The sequence below is a fragment of the Streptomyces capitiformicae genome (assembly GCF_002214185.1).
Taxonomy (GTDB): domain Bacteria; phylum Actinomycetota; class Actinomycetes; order Streptomycetales; family Streptomycetaceae; genus Streptomyces; species Streptomyces capitiformicae.
On sequence record NZ_CP022161.1, the window covers coordinates 7,234,086 to 7,251,779 of the forward strand.

The 17,694-nt window shown below is 70.8% G+C and carries 16 protein-coding genes and 2 pseudogenes; 5 read left to right on the forward strand and 13 right to left on the reverse strand.

Annotated features, from left to right (window positions below):
- Positions 1–133 precede the first annotated feature (133 nt).
- Positions 134–1,309, forward strand: a complete 1,176-nt coding sequence (locus tag CES90_RS32310; protein ID WP_189787253.1) for a D-alanyl-D-alanine carboxypeptidase family protein — start codon at positions 134–136, stop codon at positions 1,307–1,309.
- 275 nt (positions 1,310–1,584) lie between these two features.
- Here CES90_RS32310 and CES90_RS50135 read toward each other — a convergent pair.
- The 10 genes and pseudogenes from CES90_RS50135 to crcB (CES90_RS32355) form a co-directional block, all read right to left on the reverse strand.
- Positions 1,585–2,421: pseudogene (locus CES90_RS50135) on the reverse strand (glycosyltransferase family 87 protein); the annotation flags it as partial.
- The gene (gene mptB, locus CES90_RS32315; RefSeq protein ID WP_189787270.1) at positions 2,418–3,809 is read right to left on the reverse strand and encodes a polyprenol phosphomannose-dependent alpha 1,6 mannosyltransferase MptB; all 1,392 of its coding nucleotides are present in this window, start codon (positions 3,807–3,809) and stop codon (positions 2,418–2,420) included. The pseudogene CES90_RS50135 and the gene mptB, both read right to left, overlap by 4 nt.
- A 101-nt stretch (positions 3,810–3,910) precedes the next feature.
- Entirely contained in the window at positions 3,911–4,849 is a 939-nt protein-coding gene (locus tag CES90_RS32320) for a glutaminase (RefSeq protein WP_189787254.1), read from the reverse strand.
- Positions 4,850–4,886: 37 nt separating this feature from the next.
- Positions 4,887–6,302 (reverse strand): aspartate ammonia-lyase, encoded by a 1,416-nt coding sequence (gene aspA / locus CES90_RS32325; RefSeq protein WP_189787255.1) that lies wholly within the window; start codon positions 6,300–6,302, stop codon positions 4,887–4,889.
- A gap of 256 nt (positions 6,303–6,558) precedes the next feature.
- Complete coding sequence (locus CES90_RS32330; protein ID WP_189787271.1) at positions 6,559–7,599, reverse strand: asparaginase; 1,041 nt, start codon at positions 7,597–7,599, stop codon at positions 6,559–6,561.
- 11 nt (positions 7,600–7,610) lie between these two features.
- Positions 7,611–9,053 (reverse strand): amino acid permease, encoded by a 1,443-nt coding sequence (locus tag CES90_RS32335; protein ID WP_189787256.1) that lies wholly within the window; start codon positions 9,051–9,053, stop codon positions 7,611–7,613.
- Positions 9,050–9,781, reverse strand: a complete 732-nt coding sequence (locus CES90_RS32340) for a FadR/GntR family transcriptional regulator (RefSeq protein WP_189787257.1) — start codon at positions 9,779–9,781, stop codon at positions 9,050–9,052. Before CES90_RS32340 ends, CES90_RS32335 begins: the two co-directional genes overlap by 4 nt.
- Before the next feature lie 98 nt (positions 9,782–9,879).
- Positions 9,880–10,254, reverse strand: a complete 375-nt coding sequence (gene crcB, locus CES90_RS32345) for a fluoride efflux transporter CrcB (RefSeq protein ID WP_189787258.1) — start codon at positions 10,252–10,254, stop codon at positions 9,880–9,882.
- Positions 10,251–10,616 (reverse strand): DUF190 domain-containing protein, encoded by a 366-nt coding sequence (locus CES90_RS32350; RefSeq protein WP_189787259.1) that lies wholly within the window; start codon positions 10,614–10,616, stop codon positions 10,251–10,253. The genes crcB (CES90_RS32345) and CES90_RS32350 overlap by 4 nt, the downstream gene beginning before the upstream one ends.
- Complete coding sequence (crcB, locus tag CES90_RS32355) at positions 10,613–11,095, reverse strand: fluoride efflux transporter CrcB (protein WP_189787260.1); 483 nt, start codon at positions 11,093–11,095, stop codon at positions 10,613–10,615. Before crcB (CES90_RS32355) ends, CES90_RS32350 begins: the two co-directional genes overlap by 4 nt.
- 222 nt (positions 11,096–11,317) lie before the next feature.
- Between crcB (CES90_RS32355) and CES90_RS32360 the strand changes: the two genes are divergently transcribed.
- From CES90_RS32360 to CES90_RS32370, 3 genes and pseudogenes are all read left to right on the forward strand, one after another.
- Entirely contained in the window at positions 11,318–12,151 is an 834-nt protein-coding gene (locus CES90_RS32360) for an ATP-grasp domain-containing protein (protein WP_189787261.1), read from the forward strand.
- Positions 12,152–12,353: 202 nt separating this feature from the next.
- Positions 12,354–12,581, forward strand: a pseudogene (locus CES90_RS32365) (substrate-binding domain-containing protein); the annotation flags it as partial.
- Positions 12,582–12,769: 188 nt separating this feature from the next.
- Positions 12,770–13,570: a VOC family protein gene (locus CES90_RS32370; RefSeq protein WP_189787262.1), complete on the forward strand. Its 801-nt coding sequence runs from the start codon at positions 12,770–12,772 to the stop codon at positions 13,568–13,570.
- Positions 13,571–13,586: 16 nt separating this feature from the next.
- Here CES90_RS32370 and CES90_RS32375 read toward each other — a convergent pair whose 3' ends face one another.
- The 3 genes from CES90_RS32375 to CES90_RS32385 form a co-directional block, all read right to left on the reverse strand.
- Complete coding sequence (locus CES90_RS32375) at positions 13,587–14,105, reverse strand: hypothetical protein (RefSeq protein WP_189787263.1); 519 nt, start codon at positions 14,103–14,105, stop codon at positions 13,587–13,589.
- Positions 14,106–14,152: 47 nt separating this feature from the next.
- Positions 14,153–16,351 carry a glycogen debranching protein GlgX gene (gene glgX / locus CES90_RS32380; RefSeq protein ID WP_229914329.1) on the reverse strand — a complete coding sequence of 733 codons (2,199 nt, stop codon included), beginning with the start codon at positions 16,349–16,351 and terminating at the stop codon, positions 14,153–14,155.
- A gap of 161 nt (positions 16,352–16,512) precedes the next feature.
- Positions 16,513–17,106: a pep a2 gene (locus tag CES90_RS32385; RefSeq protein ID WP_189787264.1), complete on the reverse strand. Its 594-nt coding sequence runs from the start codon at positions 17,104–17,106 to the stop codon at positions 16,513–16,515.
- Between the two features lie 315 nt (positions 17,107–17,421).
- Between CES90_RS32385 and CES90_RS32390 the strand changes: the two genes are divergently transcribed.
- Entirely contained in the window at positions 17,422–17,694 is a 273-nt protein-coding gene (locus CES90_RS32390; protein ID WP_189787265.1) for a DUF5133 domain-containing protein, read from the forward strand.

The following is a 17,694-nucleotide window of genomic DNA, read 5'->3' on the forward strand; positions in this document are numbered from 1 at the left end:
CAGGGGCTGCGCCCCATGCTTTTTACCCCCGCCGACCGCGGACACGCATCCACCGTGCGGCATCCGGGTGCTCGATCCGCTCGCTCGGCCCTGGCACCCGAGTCCAGCGCACGACCATTCCTACGTTTGCGGTATGACCATCGGATTCTCATCCCGCGTCGCCCTCTGTTGTTCCGCCCTCTGCGCGATCGGCGCGCTTGCCGTCGCGTCGAGCCCGCGGGGCGCCGGTCCCTCGGTCGGGTCGGCCGCGCTGGACGCCAAGGCCGTGCGGGAGCCGCCGCCGCTGTACCGGCCGGGGGTCCAGGTGCGGCCACGCCCCGGGGCGCCCGGGCTTCCCCGGGACGTCTCCGCGGTGGCGTGGCTGGTGGCCGACGCCCGCACCGGCGAGGTGCTCGCCTCGCACAACGCCCACCTCAGACTGCCGCCCGCCAGCACCCTGAAGACCCTGTTCGCGCTCACCGTCCTGCCGGAACTCCCGGCGGGCCTCAGACACACCGTCGAGCGCGAGGAACTGGCGGACCTCGGCGCGGGGAGCAGTCTGGTCGGCGTCAAGGAGAACCACACCTACCGCGTGGCCGACCTGTGGCGCGGTGTCTTCCTCAGCTCGGGCAACGACGCCGTACGGGTACTGGCCGCTCTCAACGGCGGCTGGCGGGCCACCGCCGAGCAGATGCAGGCCAAGGCCCGGGCCCTCGGTGCCCTCGACACCCGGGTCGTCTCACCCGACGGCTACGACGCTCCCGGTCAGGTGTCATCGGCGTACGACCTGGCGGTGTTCGGGCGGGCCGGACTGCGCAACGCGGAGTTCGCCGCGTACTGCGCCACGGTCACGGCGAAGTTCCCCGCGGGCGGCTCGTCGTACGACATCCGGAACACCAACCGGCTGCTCACGGGCGCGGGGGTCGCCCGCTATCCGGGGCTGATCGGCATCAAGAACGGCTACACCAGCAACGCGGGCAACACCCTGGTCGCCGCCGCCGAGCGAGGCGGACGCACCCTCGTCACCACGGTGCTGAAGCCCCGGGTGGGCGGCGGGCTCGCCGTGTACGAGGAGACCCGTTCGCTGCTCGACTGGGGTTTCCGTGCCGCCGGACGCGTCGAGCCCGTGGGCTCGCTGCTGCCGCCACGCCCGGCGGCGGCACCTCAGCCCGGCCCCGAGTCGGCGCCTCCCGTCCGTGAGAAGGAGGAGGTGACGGGTCCCGGTTGGCCGTCGGCGGGCGTGATCGTGGGCTCGGTCGCTGCCGGGTTGGCTGCGGCGGCCGTGGTGTTGTCCCTGCGGTTCAGGAAGGGAAGGTTCACCGGGGACTGACCGATGGGCAGCCACAGCAGCAGGCCGAGGGTGATCCACACATAGGCGTTGCTGCCGACGAAGCCGTCGATGCCGGACGCGCCGTCGAACCAGAGCCAGACGACGCTGCTGCACAGCACCACGTACAGGCACGCCGTGAGCGGCAGCAGCCGGCGATGTCTCAGCAGGACCGCGAAGGACGGCAGCAGCCAGACCAGATGGTGCACCCAGGTGATCGGGCTGACCAGGCACGCGGTCAGCCCGGTGACGGCGAACGCGGCGATCCAGTCGTCCGCGCGCACCGCCCTGCGTACCTGCCACGCCCACACGCCCAGCACCGCGAGCACCATCAACGCCCATACGGTGCGGCTGGGTTCGTCCGGTGCCACGAGGCGGGCCAGGACGCCTTGCAGCGACTGGTTGGAGACGTACTCGAGGCGGCCGATGCGGCTGGTGTCCCACAGTGCCTCGGTCCAGTAGAAGCGGGAGGCCTCCGGGGCGATCCAGGCCGCCGCCGCGGTGGCGGCCGCGGCGACGGCGGTCGCGAGCCCGGCGGCGCGCCACCGCCGGGCGAGCAGGAGCATGCCGATGAAGATGGCGGGCGTCAGCTTCACCGCCGCCGCCAGACCGATGCCGATACCGGCCCAGCGCCCCCGGCCGGTGGACAGCAGCCACGCGTCGAGGAGCACCAGGGCCAGGAGCATGAGGTTCACCTGGCCGAAGCTGAAGGTGTCCCGGACCGGTTCGAACACGGCGAGCACGCAGAACACGAGGGCCACGCCGAACCAGCGGAAGCTCCGCAGGCGCGGCCCTCCGAGGACGTACAGCACGGCCGCGAGCGACGCCAGATTGAGCAGCAGGCACAGCGCGACCGCGGTGCGCAGGTCGACCAGCGCCATCGGCAGCATGCTCACGGCCGCGAACGGCGGATAGGTGAACCCGTACATGGTGCCCGGCACGCGGTAGTCGTAGATCCGGCCGCCGTGGTGGACCCAGGTGTCGATCGTCCCGTGGTAGACGCGCAGGTCGAACCAGCCGCGCAGCAGGGGGACGGTCGCGGTGAAGACGGTGACGGCGATGACGAGGGCGAGTACCAGCAGGACGCGGGTGCGGTCGGTTCTGGGCGCCCTCATGCGGTCCGCTCCAGAACCGGGGTGGCCTGCGCGGCCTGGTGGGCCTGCCAGAGGACGACCACCGCGAGCACTCCCCCGCACACCGCCAGGGCGATCTGCTCGGAGTCCGCCGGGTACCCGCTCGGCAGCACGGCCAGCGCGAGCACCCCGCTGGCGGCGGCGATCCTGCGCTGCACGGAGGCGTCCCGTGCCGCCGCGGCGATGAGGAACAGCCCCCACAGGGCGTACCAGGGGCGTATCGCGGGGCCGAGCACGGCCACGACGGCCAGGCTGAGGCCGAGGGCGTAGACCGGGCCGGGTCTCAGGCGCAGCCATATGAAGAGGACGACGGCCAGGGTCACCAGCAGTCCGGCGGTACGCCAGGCCGGCAGGGCGAGCGGGGCGAGGTCGCTGCCCAGTTCGTGGAGCACGTTGCCGGTGACGCGGCCGAGGACGCTGGTCGGCGACCAGTTGTCCGGGGACACCGGGGTGCGCAGGGCGGCGATCCAGCCGTATCCCGTACCGGCCAGGGCGGTCGCCACGACCGTGGTGGCCGAAGCGACCGCCGCGGTCATCGCGGTCGTCCGTACCCAGTGGCTACGTCCGCGCATCACGACCACGGCCAGCAGTCCGAGCGCGGCGGGCGCCTTCACCAGCGCGGCGAGCGTCACGAGAACGGCGCCGAGGAGGTACCAGCGGCCCCGCGCCATCACCAGTCCGACGCCCAGCAGCCCGAGCATCATCGCGTCGTTGTGGGCACCGGCCACGAGGTGGAGCAGGACCAGCGGGTTGAGCGCGCCGAGCCAGAGCGCGACGGCCGGGTCGGCGCCGCTGTGCCGGGCCAGGCGGGGCAGCGCCACCGCCATCAGGGCCACGCCGAGCAGGGCGATCACGCGCATCCCGATGAGCCCTGCCGGTATCCGCCCCTCGGTGAGGCCGGAGAGCCCGGACGCCACGGCGAGGAAGACCGGGCCGTACGGCGTCGCCGTGTGCCGCCACATGGGCGCCACCTCGTCAGCGAGCGGTCCGCCGAGCCGGGCGGGCCCGTGCATGTAGACGTCGATGTGCGCGTCGACCATGGCGCCCTGGGCGAGGTAGCTGTACACGTCCCGGCTGAACAGCGGCGGCGCGAGCAGCAGGGGGGCCGCCCAGACGGCCAGAACGAGCAGCAGTGAGCGGGACGTCGGTGGTTCGGGGCCGCGTATCACCTTCCCCAACAGCGCCCAGGCGGCTATCAGCAGGACGACGCCGAAGTAAACACCGACCAGACCCAGCGCACCGCGCCCCGAGGTCGGCGAGAGCAGATCCTGGACGGGCAGGGCACCGGCGGTTTCACCTCCCAGGGCGAGAAAGGCGGATCCTGCCAGGCCAAGGGCCTGGCAGCGGCGAAGGTCGACGGGAAAAGCGATGGCCAACACTCTGTCACCATGTCAACGCGGGGTGGCGGGCAGGCAACATGATGCCCTCCGGACAGGAACCGCGACATGGCCAGGATGTGAGCAGTGGTTTGTCAGAAGACCGACAAACCCGTCAGTGTCGTGAACCGGTCCAGTGCCGCCACTCCCACCACCGAGTTGCCCCGCTCGTCCAGGCCCGGACTCCACACGCACAGCGTGCAGCGCCCCGGTACGACCGCGATGATGCCGCCGCCCACGCCGCTCTTGCCGGGCAGGCCCACGCGGTAGGCGAAGTCGCCGGCCGCGTCGTAGGTGCCGCAGGTCAGCATGACCGCGTTGACCTGCTTGGCCTGACTGCGGGTCAGCAGGCGGGTGCCGTCGGCGCGGACGCCGTGGCGGGCCAGGAAGGTGGTGGCGAGGGCCAGGTCGGCGCAGGAGGCGTTGAGGGAGCACTGACGGAAGTACTGGTCCAGGAGGGCCGGTACGGGGTTGTCGATGTTGCCGTAGGACGCCATGAAGTGGGCGAGGGCGGCGTTGCGGTCGCCGTGGGCGGACTCGGAGGCGGCGATCTCCTCGTCGAAGCCCAGGTCCGGGTTGCCGCTCTCCGCGCGGAGGAAGGACAGCATCTCGCCGGCCGCGTCGCCGGTACGGGTCTGGAGGCGGTCGGTGACGACCAGGGCGCCCGCGTTGATGAACGGGTTGCGCGGGATTCCGTTCTCGTACTCCAACTGGACCAGGGAGTTGAAGGGGTTGCCGGAGGGTTCGCGGCCGACGTGTTCCCAGAGTTCGTCGCCCTCGCGGGCCAGGTCGAGGGCGAGGGTGAAGACCTTGGTGATGGACTGCGTGGAGAACGGCTCCCGCCAGTCCCCCACGCCGTACACCGTGCCGTCGAGTTCCGCGACGGCCATCCCGAAACGGCGGGGGTCGCGGGCCGCGAGCGCCGGGATGTAGTCGGCGGGACGGCCGCGGCCCGGGGTCCGTTCCATCTCCTCGGCGATGCGTTCCAGGACCGGCTGGAAGGTGAGGGACGACGTCGTTGTCATGATCACCATTGTGCCTCCGAGCCGGTCCTGGTCGCGTCGTGGCAGGTCAGGCCGCGGGTACACCGCTGCCGGCGAGTACCTCCGGCTTCAGCAGCTGCTGGAGGCGTTCGGCGGGCAACAGGCCCTTCTCCTGGACGAGTTCGGCGACGCCGCGGCCGGTGGCGAGGGCCTCCTTGGCGATGTCGGTGGCCGCCGTGTAGCCGATGTGCGGGTTGAGGGCGGTGACCAGGCCGATGGAGTTCTCCACGGCCGCGCGCAGTTCCTCCTCGTTGGCGGTGATGCCGTCGACGCAGCGCTCGGCGAGGGTGAGGCAGGCGGCGCGCAGATGGGTGATCGACTCCGACAGGGAGTGCAGGATGATCGGTTCGAAGGCGTTGAGCTGGAGCTGTCCGGCCTCCGCCGCCATGGTGATGGCGACGTCGTTGCCGATCACCTCGAAGGCCACCTGGTTGACGACCTCGGGAATCACCGGGTTGACCTTGCCCGGCATGATGGACGAACCAGCCTGCACCGGCGGCAGGTTGATCTCGTTGAGTCCCGCGCGCGGCCCGGAGGAGAGCAGGCGCAGGTCGTTGCAGCTCTTGGAGAGCTTGACGGCGATGCGCTTGAGCACGCCCGACATCTGCACGAAGGCACCGCAGTCCTGGGTGGCCTCGACAAGGTTGGCGGCGGTCACCAGCGGCAGCCCCGTGATCTCGGCGAGATGCCGTCGCGCCGACTCGGCGTACCCGGCGGGGGCGTTCAGGCCCGTGCCGATCGCGGTGGCGCCGAGGTTGATCTCGTGGACCAGTTCCACGGCCTCGGCGAGGCGGCTGCGGTCCTCGTCGAGCATCACCGCGTACGCCGAGAACTCCTGCCCCAGCGTCATCGGCACGGCGTCCTGGAGCTGGGTGCGTCCCATCTTCAGCACGTCGCGGAACTCGACGGCCTTGCGGGCGAAGGAGTCCTGGAGCACCGCCATCGCCTTCAGCAGCTCGCGCACGGCGTAGACGGTCGCGATCTTGACGGCGGTCGGGTAGACGTCGTTGGTGGACTGGCCGAGGTTGACGTCCTCGTTGGGGTGCAGGTGCTCGTACTGGCCCCTCTCGTGGCCCAGCAGCTCCAACGCCCGGTTCGCGACGACCTCGTTGGCGTTCATGTTGGTGGAGGTGCCGGCACCTCCCTGCACGACGTCGACGACGAACTGGTCGTGCAGCTTGCCCTCCCGGATCTCCCGGCAGACCTCGATGATCGCGGCCGCCTTCTCGGGGGCGAGCAGACCGAGTTCCTCGTTGGCGCGGGCGGCGGCCTCCTTGACGGCCGCCAGGGCGTCGATCAGGTGCGGGTAGGTCGAGATCGGGGTGCCGGTGATGGGGAAGTTCTCCGTGGCGCGCAGGGTGTGGACCCCCCAGTACGCGTCGGCGGGGACGTCGCGGTCTCCGAGCAGATCGTGTTCGCTACGGGTGGCTGCGGCGGCGGTCATGGCGGGGTGGGCCTTCTTTCCGTGAGGGTGCGGGTGGGGCGAGCAGGGTGTGCGGCGGCTTGTGCGGTTTTTTGCCGCCCCCGCCGCCCCTACCCGTCCCGTCTCCAGGGGGCGGCTGCCCCTTCGGCCCCGCTGCGCCTGAGAGCTCGGGGGGTGCGGTTTGTATGGCGGGTGCGGGTTGTCGTTGGTTGCTTGCGCAGGTCCCCGCGCCCCCAGGGGCGCGGGGGCGGCGGGGGCGAAAACGGCTTCGGTACGGCTACTGGCGCGGCAGTGGGTCGAGCGCGCGGACCGGGCGGACCTGGCCGACCGGGTGGCCGCCGCCCAGGAGGGGCTCGCCGGCGAACTCGGCGAGAGCCACGGGGTCGACGTCGGCCCGGACGAGCGCGGCGGCGGTCACCGGGACGCGCGCCCGGTTCGCCCCGTCCGCGATCTTCACGGCGACGGCCCGGCCGTCGGGGAGCGCGGCGACCTGCACGCCCTCGAAACCGTCCTTGCTGAGCAGGCCGGGCACGGCCCGCATCAGCGCGGCCACGTCGCGCCCGGCGCCGGACGCCAGCTCGGGGTGGTCGCGCATGGCGTCGGCGACCGCCCGCTCGGGCGTGCCCTCGGCGGCGGTGGTGATGCGGGCGAGGGCACGGGCCAGGCCGTGCAGGGAGACGGAGAAGAGAGGCGCGCCGCAGCCGTCGACGGTCACCTGGGCGATGGCCTGCCCGGTCATGTCCTCGACTATCTCGGCGATGGCCTGCTGCAGCGGGTGCGCCGGGTCGAGGTAGTCGTCGAGCGACCAGCCGTTCAGCTTGCACGTGTAGAGCATCGCCGCGTGCTTGCCGGAGCAGTTCTGCGCGAGGCGGGAAGGCCCGCGCCGGTCCCGTATCCACGCGTCGCGGACGGCGGGGTCGTACGGCATGTCCGTGACGTTGCGCAGGTCGCCCTCCGTGACCCCGGCGAGTTCCAGGATGCGCCGGGTTCCGGCGAGGTGGCGTTCCTCGCCGGAGTGGCTGGCGGCGGTCAGCGACAGCAGTTCGCCGTCCAGGGGCAGTCCGGCGCGCAGCATCGCCACGGCCTGGACCGGCTTGAGCGCCGACCGGGGGTAGAACGCCGCCTCGATGTCGCCGAGTTGGAGTTCCACCTCCCCGTCGGCACCCAGCACCACGACGGAGCCGTAGTGGATGCCCTCGATGACACCTCCGCGTACGAGGTGCGCGACGGGGGCGTGGAGCGGTTCCCGGATCGCGGGGGCCGCGGCCACCGGAGCCGCAGGGATCGCCGCAGCGCCGGTGGTCGTGGGGTCGTACATCACTGCCTGGTTCACGCATCCGCTCCGGTCGAGTTCCGGGCGGCCCGGCGGCGTATACCGAACCAGCCCACCACGAGTGCTCCCACGATCAGCGGGATGCACAGCACCGTCGTGCGGCCGGCGCCGCCGTCGGCGTACATGAGGACCAGCACGGACGCGAGGAAGAACAGCGTCACGAGTTCGGTCCAGGGGGAGCCCGGGAGCTGGTAGCTCGGCCGGGTCAGTTCGCCCTTCTGTGTCTTCTGCCAGAAGAGCAGATGGCAAATCATGATCATGCCCCAGGTGCAGATGATGCCGATCGCGGCGAAGTTGAGGACGATCTCGAAGGCGTCGGCGGGGACGAAGGCGTTCAGCCCGACACCGAGGACACAGATACCGCTGGTGAGCAGGATGCCGCCGTACGGGACCTGGCTGCGGCTCATCACCGAGGTGAACTTCGGTGCGGAGCCGGACATCGCCATCGAGCGCAGGATGCGGCCGGTGGAGTACAGGCCGGAGTTGAGCGACGACATGGCGGCGGTGAGCACGACCAGGTTCATGACGCCGCCCGCCGCCGGGACACCGATGTTGGAGAGCACGGTGACGAACGGGCTCTCGTCCTTCGAGTACGCGGACCAGGGCAGCAGCATCGACAGCAGGACGACCGAGCCGACGTAGAACAGGCCCACGCGCCACATGATCGAGTTGATGGCCTTCGGCATGATCTGCTCGGGGTTCTCGGTCTCACCGGCGGCGACACCGACCAGCTCGACGGAGGCGTAGGCGAAGACGACGCCCTGGATGATCAGCAGCATGGGCAGCAGCCCGTTGGGGAAGACGCCGCCGTTGTCGGTGATCAGGGACGGGCCGGGGGTGGTGTCACCGACCTCGTGCTGGGTGACCAGCAGGAAGATGCCGATGCACATGAAGACGACGAGCGCTCCGACCTTGATGATCGCGAACCAGAACTCCAGTTCGCCGAACATCTTCACCGAGATCAGGTTCACGGTGAGGACCACCGCGAGCGCGATCAGCGCGATCACCCACTGCGGGATGTCGGAGAACATGCCCCAGTAGTGGGTGTAGACGGCGACGGCCGTGATGTCGGCGATACCGGTGGTGGCCCAGTTCAGGAAGTACATCCAGCCGGCCGTGTACGCGCCCTTCTCCCCGAGGAACTCACGGGCGTAGGACACGAACGCGCCGGACGAGGGCCGGTACAGGACCAGTTCGCCGAGGGCGCGGACGACGAGGAAGGCGAAGACGCCGCAGACGGCGTACGCGATGAAGAGGGAGGGGCCGGCGTCGGCGAGCCGGCCGCCGGCGCCGAGGAAGAGGCCGGTGCCGATCGCGCCGCCGATGGCGATCATATTGACGTGCCGGGCCTTGAGGGACTTGCTGTAGCCCTGGTCGCCCGCGTCGACATGGGGTGCGGCCGGTGTGCGCGTCTCGTCTTTGAGGTGCTGCTCGCTCACGCCTCGGGTCCGCCTTCCGTGGGGGTGTCCGTGCGTGGGGAACGCACGATGTGGGTGAGGGTGGTCTCGACGCGGTCGAGGTGGTGGGACATGGCCTCCACCGCGTCGTGTTCGGAACCGTCGATCAGCGCCTCGACGATGGCCCGGTGCTCGCGATTGGACTGCTCGCGCCGGCCGCCCAGTTCGTTGAGGAAGGCCGACTGACGCGCCAGTGCGTCCCGGATCTCCTCGATGACCCGGCGGAACACCGGGTTTTGGGCGGCCTCGGCCACGGCCAGGTGGAACAGCGTGTCCATCGCGACCCAGGCGGTGGTGTCGGTCTCCCGCTCCATCCGGTCCAGGAGGTGGGCCAGATGGTCCAGGTTCTCGGGGGTGCGGCGCGCCGCCGCGTACCCGGCGACCGGGATCTCCACATGGCGGCGTACTTCGAGCAGGTCGCTGGCCGCGTAGTCGCCGAAGGTGGGGTCCTCGACGGTGTTCGCGATCACGAAGGTGCCCTTGCCGGTACGGGACTGGGTCAGGCCCATCACCTGCAGGGCGCGCAGCGCCTCACGGAGCACCGGACGGCTCACTTCGAGCTGCCGGCACAGCTCCGCCTCGGAGGGGAGCTTCTCGCCGATGGCGTACTTGCCGCGCTCGATGGCGCCGCGAAGGTGGGTGAGCACCGCTTCCATGGCGCTGACGCGCCGGGGTGCCGAGCCACCTGTCTGGCTGTCTGACAGGTTCACGGGGGTGATCCTGCGGGTGACGGGAGGGGGCTGTCAAGGGGGCGCGGGTTCGATCTTCGGGCTGGTGGGCGTGGTGGATCACTCCGGTGGCGCGGGGCTCACGCCCAGAGGGCCTCCGCCAGCGCCATCCCCACAAAAGCCGCGCCCAGCCCGGCCACCACGCTCGCGACGACGTTGGCGACGGCGTGGAAGCGCGCGCCGTCCTGGGCGAGGCGCAGGGTCTCGTACGAGAAGGTCGAGTACGTGGTGAGCGCCCCGCACAGGCCGGTGCCGAGCAGAAGTTGCAGATGGGACGTGGCGGCACCGGCGGTCACAGCGCCGGTGAGGACGCCGAGGGCCAGGGATCCGGCGACGTTCACGGTGAACGTGCCCCAGGGGAAGACCGTGTCGTGGCGGGACTGCACGACACGGTCGGTGAGGTAGCGCAGCGGCGCGCCGACCATTCCGCCGACGATGACGAGGAGCCAGTTCACGACGATGCTTCGCCCTTCGCGTTCGTGACGACGACCTCGCATGGATCGAGGGTGACGAGCCCCTCGGTGACCAGTTCGTCCAACTGCGGCAGGAACGCCCGTACGCGCTCCTCGGCGTCCACGACGATCACCGCGACCGGCAGTTCCTCGCTGAGCGAGAGCAGCCGTGAGGTGTGGACGACCGAGGAGGCGCCGAAGCCCTCGATGCCCCGGAAGACGCTGGCGCCCGCGAGGCCGGCGGCGTGCGCCCGGTGCACGATCTCGCTGTACAGCGGCTTGTGGTGCCAGGTGTCGTGCTCGCCGATCAGGACGGTGAGGCGGAGGGCGGGGCCGGTGAGCGGTGTCCGTTCGGGTTTGGTCATCGTCGCCTCCCTGTGAGGGCCAGGCGGGCTGTCGTCGCCGCCAGCCAGACCGCCGTGAGGGCGGCGAGGAGGGTGGCGGCGAGGTAGGCGAGGGCGGTGCGGGGGTGGCCGTCCTCGACCAGCCGCTGGATGTCGATGGCGTAGGTCGAGAAAGTGGTGAAGCCGCCGAGCACTCCGGTGCCGAAGAAGGGCCGTACCAGGCGGTGGGCGGCCCAGATGTCCATGATCACGACCATGAAGAGGCCGATCACGAAGCAGCCGACGACGTTCACCCAGAATGTGGTCCAGGGGAAGGCGCCGGACTGCGTGGGCCACAGCAGCGACGCGCCGTAGCGGGCCGCCGCGCCGATGCCGCCGCCGAGGGCGACAACCGCGACGACGGGTGCCTGGCCCTGCCAGGGGGAATGCCTCGCCGACCGGCGGGCGACGACTGCGGGGGGACGGTGGGCCTCGACCTCGTCGGGGTGCGGGACTGTCATGTGCGTAGGTCTCCTCCTCGCGCCCCACCACCGCGCCGCGAGGCGGATCACGGCTGATCAACAGCGTAACCCCGGGCCTGCCGGGCCCGCACACCCCCCGGCGCCGGACGTCGGCCCTGGCTCACCCGGCCTCCCGGGCAGCTCGCACACCGCGACCCGCGCTCCCACCAAGCCCCCGTGACCTCGGGTTATGGTGACCGCCACCGAACAGGGAGGAGCACCGTGCCCGCTCGCCCCGGCCTGCTGTACGTGACCGATCCGGCCTACCCGGCTCGTGGGCGGCGCTACGGCGACGAGGACATCTTCCTGACCTCGCGGTTGCGCGCGGAGTTCGACATCGCCCTGTGCCACCCGCTGGACGCGGCGGCGCTCATGGACCGTTTCGACGCCGTCGTGGTGCGCAACAGCGGGCCCGTACTGCACTACCAGCGGGAGTACGACGCCTTCCGCGACCGGGCGGCGGCGCGCGGCACCCTCGTCTACAACCCGCTGACCGGCCGGGCCGACATGGTCGGCAAGCAGTATCTGTCGGACCTGACCGAGTCCGGATACCCGGTCATCCCCACCGTCGACCGGCCCGAGGACCTGGGGCGGCTGCCGGAGGCCGTCTCGTACGCGGTCAAGCCGAAGGCCGGTGCGGACTCCATAGGGCTGAGTTTTGTGACTCGGGCGGAGCTGGAGGGCCTGACCTGGGATGACGTCCTGGTCCAGCCGCGCGTCGACTTCCGCTACGAGGTGTCCTTCTACTACATCGACGACACCTTCCAGTACGCCCTCCACGCCCCCGATCCCGACCGGCGCTGGGTCCTGGAGCCCTACGATGCCTCGGCGGCCGACCTCGACTTCGCCCGGCGTTTCATCGACTGGAACACCCTCGCCCACGGCATCCAGCGGGTGGACGCCTGCCGTACCCGAGAGGGCGAGCTGCTGCTGGTGGAGCTGGAGGACCTCAACCCGTATCTGTCCCTGGACCGTGTGCCCGAGCCGGTCCAGGACAGGTTCGTCGCGGCCATGGCCGCCTCGCTGCACGGTTTCCTGGACGCTGCCGGCGCCTGAACGGCCGAAGGGCCCGTGCGTCGAGACGTACGGGCCCTTCTTCACTCACCGGTTCGATCGTCAGCGGTGGCTGAACCACGCCATCGCCGGGAGCGCCCGGTCGTCGTAGCCGAACAGGGCCTGGTTCTCCCAGCCGTTGCCGGAGGAGGCATCGGTGGGGTCCCAGCCGTTGTCCGTGACGGCGGTCCAGGTGGACTCCCCCCTGACGGCACTGCGCCGGTCGGGCCGCCGGGTCCCCGAGGACGCGTCCGTCGGCGGCTTCGACGACTCCACCGCGGCGACGGAGTCCACCCCCGCCCTCACCACGATCCGCCAGCCCTGCGACCGCATCAGCAACGAGATGGTGCGGGTGCTGCCGGCGCAGATCGGCGGCGAGGACCCGGCGGCGGTGATCCATCCGACGGAGCTGGTACGACGGGAGTTGACCTGACCCACAGGTCTCCTCCCGGAGCTTCCGGTCATCCTCCGAACGGTTGTCCGCACGGCCCGCCGAAGGGCACGTCGCGACCGGGTCGAAAGGCCGCACGGGGGTACTCGGCGGGCGCCGGTCCCGCATTCGGTTGGACACTGGAGTGCGGCCGGATGTGTACCGGTGGACGAGACCAGGACGCGACTGCCATGAACAGTGACACGAACTCCAGGGACACGGCGAACGTCGTGTCCACCCACTCCGTGTTCGGCGCCCCTTGCTGGGTGAGTCTCACCAGCCGGGACGTGCCGGCCACGGAGAAGTTCTACTCGGCCGTGCTGGGCTGGAAATGGCGCACGGGCAAACTCGGCGATCACTTCCGTATCGCGCTGGCGGACGGTGTGCCGGTGGCCGGGATCGCCGGGGTGGCGGTCCTGTGGCAGATGGCGGTCGCCTGGACGCCGTACTTCGCGGTGTCCGACGCGGACGCGGCGGCGTCCCGGGCCAGGGAGCGCGGCGGCACGGTCGCCGTCGGCCCCCTCTCCTTCCCTCCCGGACGGGCGGCCCTGCTGGCCGACCGGCACGGGGCCACCTTCGGGATCTGGGAGGGCGAGCTCTTCACGGACTGGGAGGCCTGGCGCAAGGCCGCCCCCGCCTTCGTCAGACTCCACACCCGGGACGCCTTCGACGCCGCCATCTTCTACGGCGAGGTCCTTGAGTGGGCCTCCGAGAAGCCCGGCTGCTGTGAGGTCCGCTACGAGGCGAACGAGGTCGTGCTGCGTTCCCAGGGCACGGTCGTGGCCCGGATCAGCTCCGGGGCGCTGGAGGCGGCGCCCGATCCCACGATCCGGCCCCACTGGCAGATCCACTTCTCGGTCTCCGACGTGGCGGCCGGTGTGGAAGCCGCCCAGCACCACGGCGGAACCGTCCTCATGCAGAACACGGACGAGGCGCGGCTGCGCGATCCGGACGGCGCCCAGTTCACGATCACCTCACGCGCCGAACACTGACCGCGGCAGCTACGAGCTACGGGGCCGCGGGCCGCCGTACGGACGAGTAGAGCGCCTGCTTCTCCCCCAGCGGCTGGTCGGCGACATGTCCGCGCCACAGCACCAGGCCGTGGCGCCGTTCCCAGTACGCCGCGTATGCCCCGGTGACCATCCGCACCGGCACGAACAGCAACGGCCAGAACACCGCCAGGGGCTCCCAGGCCAGGGCGACGACCAGGCCGGCCACGACCAGGAAGCCGACGAAGCCCCAGCCGAAGCTGCGGCGGAGGGATTCCCCGGGGGTGGGCAGGACGGACTCGGGGTCCGTCAGTGGAAGGGCAGTCTCGAAGTCGCGTTTCTCGCTGCCCGGCCAGCCGACGGTGCAGGACAACAGCCCGGAGATCACCAGGACGAGCGCGAGGGCGGCCCCCGCCCGCCAGAGCTCCGCATCGGACTCGGGCACATCACGCAGCCCGAACACGACCGGCACGGTCACGCACAGGGCGACCGCGGCCTCTGCAGCAGTGATCAACTGGTGGTGGACATACCTGACCACGGTTCTCCCCCTTCGCACCCGGCTCCCCGCGGCCGGACGCACTCCCGCTATGCCCGCTGCCCGCGCGGCACACCCCGTTCCGGAACAGATGTTCGCCGCTCGTTCACCCCTCCCCGGGTCCGCCGCGACAACAGCACAAGACCACGGGCCGCCACGACGACCTCCGCGCCCGCCTTGTACTCCGACTCGTCCGGGCCCTCCTCCGGCTCGGCGGCCGTGTCGATACGGGTCGTCCAGCGCTCGCCGTACGCGGTGCCGGGCAGACGGAACGGCATGGGCTCCCAGTGACTGTTCAGCAGGAGGAGGAAGGAGTCGTCGACGACGGGGCGGCCGCACGGGTCGGGCTCGGCGATGGCGTCGCCGTTGAGGAACACGCCGACGGAGTGGGCGTCGGGGCGGTCCCAGTCGGCTTCGGTCATCTCACGGGCGTCCGGCCGCAGCCACGCCAGGTCGGGCAGCGGCTGGTCCGCGTGGGTCGCCGTGTCGCCGCGGAAGAAGCGACGGCGCCGCAGTACGGGGTGGGCGGCGCGCAGGGCGATGAGCCGGCGGGTGAAGTCCAGCAGGGCGTGCTGCTCCTCGTCGAGCCGCCAGTCGATCCACGAGACCTCGTTGTCCTGGCAGTAGGCGTTGTTGTTGCCGCGCTGGGTGCGGCCCAGTTCGTCGCCGTGGCAGAGCATCGGGATGCCCTGGGAGAGCAGCAGGGTGGCGAGGAGGTTGCGCTGCTGGCGGGCGCGGAGCGCGAGGACGCGTGGGTCGGCGGTGGGGCCTTCGGCGCCGCAGTTCCAGGAGCGGTTGACGCTCTCGCCGTCCCGGTTGCCCTCTCCGTTGGCCTTGTTGTGCTTGTCGTCGTAGGAGACGAGGTCGCGCAGGGTGAAACCGTCGTGCGCGGTGACGAAGTTGACGCTGGCGCGCGGTCGGCGCCGGCTGTGTTCGTACAGGTCGGCGGAGCCGGTCAGCCGGAGGGCGAACTCGCCGAGCATGTGCGGCTGGCCACGCCAGAAGTCCCGTACCGTGTCCCGGTACTTGCCGTTCCACTCCGACCACAACGGCGGGAAGTTGCCCACCTGGTAGCCGCCCTCGCCCACGTCCCACGGCTCGGCGATCAGCTTGACGCGGCTGATCACCGGGTCCTGCTGGATCAGGTCGAAGAACGCCGACAGCCGGTCCACTTCATGGAACTGCCGGGCCAGCGTGGCGGCGAGGTCGAAGCGGAATCCGTCGACGTGCATCTCGGTGACCCAGTAGCGCAGTGAGTCCATGATCAGCTGGAGCACGTACGGGTGCCGCATCAGCAGACTGTTCCCGGTGCCGGTGGTGTCGTAGTAGTGGGCCCAGTCGCCGTCCACCAGACGGTAGTACGAGGCGTTGTCGATGCCCCGGAAGGAAAGGGTGGGGCCCTTCTCGTTGCCCTCGGCGGTGTGGTTGTAGACCACGTCGAGGATCACTTCGAGACCGGCCGCGTGCAGCGCCTTGACCATCGACTTGAACTCGGTGACCTGTTCGCCCCGGGTGCCCTGGGCGGCGTAGGCGTTGTGCGGCGCGAAGAAGCCGATCGTGTTGTAGCCCCAGTAGTTGACGAGGCCCCGGTCCTGGAGAACACCGTCCTGCACGAACTGGTGCACCGGCATGAGCTCGATCGCGGTCACGCCGAGCGAGGTGAGGTGCTCGACGACCGCGGGATGCGCCAACCCGGCATAGGTGCCGCGCAGTTCGGCGGGGACGTCCGGGTGGGTGCGGGTGAGGCCGCGCACGTGGGCCTCGTAGACGACCGTGTCGGCGTACGGGCGCCGGGGCGGGCGGTCGTCGCCCCAGTCGAAGAAGGGGTCGGTGACCACGCCGAGCATGGTGTGGCCGGCGCTGTCGGCGCCGGGTTCGTAGAGCGAACGGTGGTTGTCGACCTGGCCGTCCACGGCTGTGGTGTACGGGTCGAGGAGCAGCTTCGCCGGATCGCAACGGTGGCCGGCGGCCGGGTCCCAGGGGCCGTGCACGCGGTAGCCGTAGCGCTGTCCCGGGCCGACGCCGGGGAGATGAGCATGCCAGACGAAGCCGTCGACCTCGGTCAGCGGGACGGTGCGATGGCCGCCGTCGTCGTCGACGAGGACGAGCTCGACGTGTTCGGCGACCTCGCTGAACAGCGCGAAGTTGGTGCCCATGCCGTCGAAGGCCGCACCCAGCGGGTAGGGGTGCCCGCTCCACACGGGCACCTCTTCCTCGCGGTTCTCGCGCTTCTCCTGCATCTCGTGCATCTCGCGCTTGTCGTGCTTGTCGTGCTTGTCGTGCTTCTCGTGCTTGTCGTGCGGCGGCCGCGCGGGCGTAGCTTTGTCTGCCCGCGCGGCCGCCTTGCCGGTGGGACGCGCGGACCCTCTCCTGCCGGGTCGCGCGCGCCCGTTCCTCTTCGCCCGCCCGGTCACCGCGCGGCGTCGCAGGCGCTCGACGCGGTCGGCTGCGTGCCCGCCGCCCGGCTCGGCCTCGCGGCCGCCTCCGTGTTCGGCGCTGCACTCGGCGCCCCGCTCGGTGCCTCGCTCAGCGAGCCGGCGAGGGCGGCGACCGGTACCTCGCGGGGCACCTGGAGCACCTCCCGCAGTGTCGGCTCGGGCTTCGTCGGGACGAGCGGGACACTCTGGTCGACCGGTGCCCGCTGGGTGAACCAGATGACCGTGCTGCCGGTGTCCGTGGCGCAGGCGCCCCAGCCGTCGCTGAGCGCCGCGATGCGGGTCAGGCAGGGGCGCAGCTCCCGGTCCGGGCGCAGCTCGCGGTCGTTCTCCCCGACAGCGGCGATCAGGTGATGGCCGTTCCACCACATCTCGATCGAGGTGTTCTTGTCCGTCGCGTGCTCGTCGATCGCCCGCAGCAGCAGTTCGGCGCTGTGGCAGACGGGCTCGACGAGGGTCTCCAGATCCCAGAACCGGAGGTGAGCGGCCAGGATGCGGCTGACCTGTCCGACCCGTTCCGGACTGACTTCCACGTCGAGGTGGTAGTAGCTAGGCACTGCGGTCTTCATCGTCGTTGGCTCCTCACCGGCGAAGCTCCCGCCTCTGCTCGCTCCCGCGGAACGAGCCCCGGATCGTCCCCACGGACGAGGCCCGAGCACGAGGCGTGAGCACCGATCACTCCTGAGTAGCTCAAGAGTGAGAGTGCTACGCCATTCGTGCAACACGAGCCCCTCCCGAAGTAGTTGAAGCACCAACAAGACGCTCGGTCGTCACCCGTGCACCATGAGTGAAGGCATTCGGCCGCACGAGGCGCCGATGCCACTCAGCGCACGACCTCCCCAGGGAAGCGTGCTCCGTCGAGGGTGCCGGGAGGTGACCAGCACATGTTGCTGCCGGCCAAGAACGAGGTGGCCAGGCATCTGCGGCGTTACCGCATGTGGGAACGCCTGATGCTCGCGTCCCCCGCCGACCGCGCGGCCCGGGAGCACTTCGAGGACTCGGGCTACACACTGTGCGTGCTGATGGGCAAACGCTGTGCCCGCGAAGCCGTCACGGCCGCCGAGCGATACCTCAAGGAACAGTCCGGCCAGCGCCGCAAGAACCAGGCCGCCAGACGCGGTCCACCGTCCGGCCGGTCTTCCGCCGCAGGGCGGTAG

What these genes read in the sequence shown, in the direction of transcription:
- CES90_RS32310 (WP_189787253.1), top strand. Translation starts at nt 134, where the DNA reads ATGACCATCGGATTCTCATCCCGCGTCGCCCTCTGTTGTTCCGCCCTC.
- CES90_RS32320 (WP_189787254.1), bottom strand. Translation starts at nt 4,849, where the DNA reads ATGGTGATCATGACAACGACGTCGTCCCTCACCTTCCAGCCGGTCCTG.
- aspA (WP_189787255.1), bottom strand. Translation starts at nt 6,302, where the DNA reads ATGACCGCCGCCGCAGCCACCCGTAGCGAACACGATCTGCTCGGAGAC.
- CES90_RS32330 (WP_189787271.1), bottom strand. Translation starts at nt 7,599, where the DNA reads ATGTACGACCCCACGACCACCGGCGCTGCGGCGATCCCTGCGGCTCCG.
- CES90_RS32350 (WP_189787259.1), bottom strand. Translation starts at nt 10,616, where the DNA reads ATGACCAAACCCGAACGGACACCGCTCACCGGCCCCGCCCTCCGCCTC.
- crcB (WP_189787260.1), bottom strand. Translation starts at nt 11,095, where the DNA reads ATGACAGTCCCGCACCCCGACGAGGTCGAGGCCCACCGTCCCCCCGCA.
- CES90_RS32370 (WP_189787262.1), top strand. Translation starts at nt 12,770, where the DNA reads ATGAACAGTGACACGAACTCCAGGGACACGGCGAACGTCGTGTCCACC.
- glgX (WP_229914329.1), bottom strand. Translation starts at nt 16,351, where the DNA reads ATGCACGAGATGCAGGAGAAGCGCGAGAACCGCGAGGAAGAGGTGCCC.
- CES90_RS32385 (WP_189787264.1), bottom strand. Translation starts at nt 17,106, where the DNA reads ATGAAGACCGCAGTGCCTAGCTACTACCACCTCGACGTGGAAGTCAGT.
- CES90_RS32390 (WP_189787265.1), top strand. Translation starts at nt 17,422, where the DNA reads ATGTTGCTGCCGGCCAAGAACGAGGTGGCCAGGCATCTGCGGCGTTAC.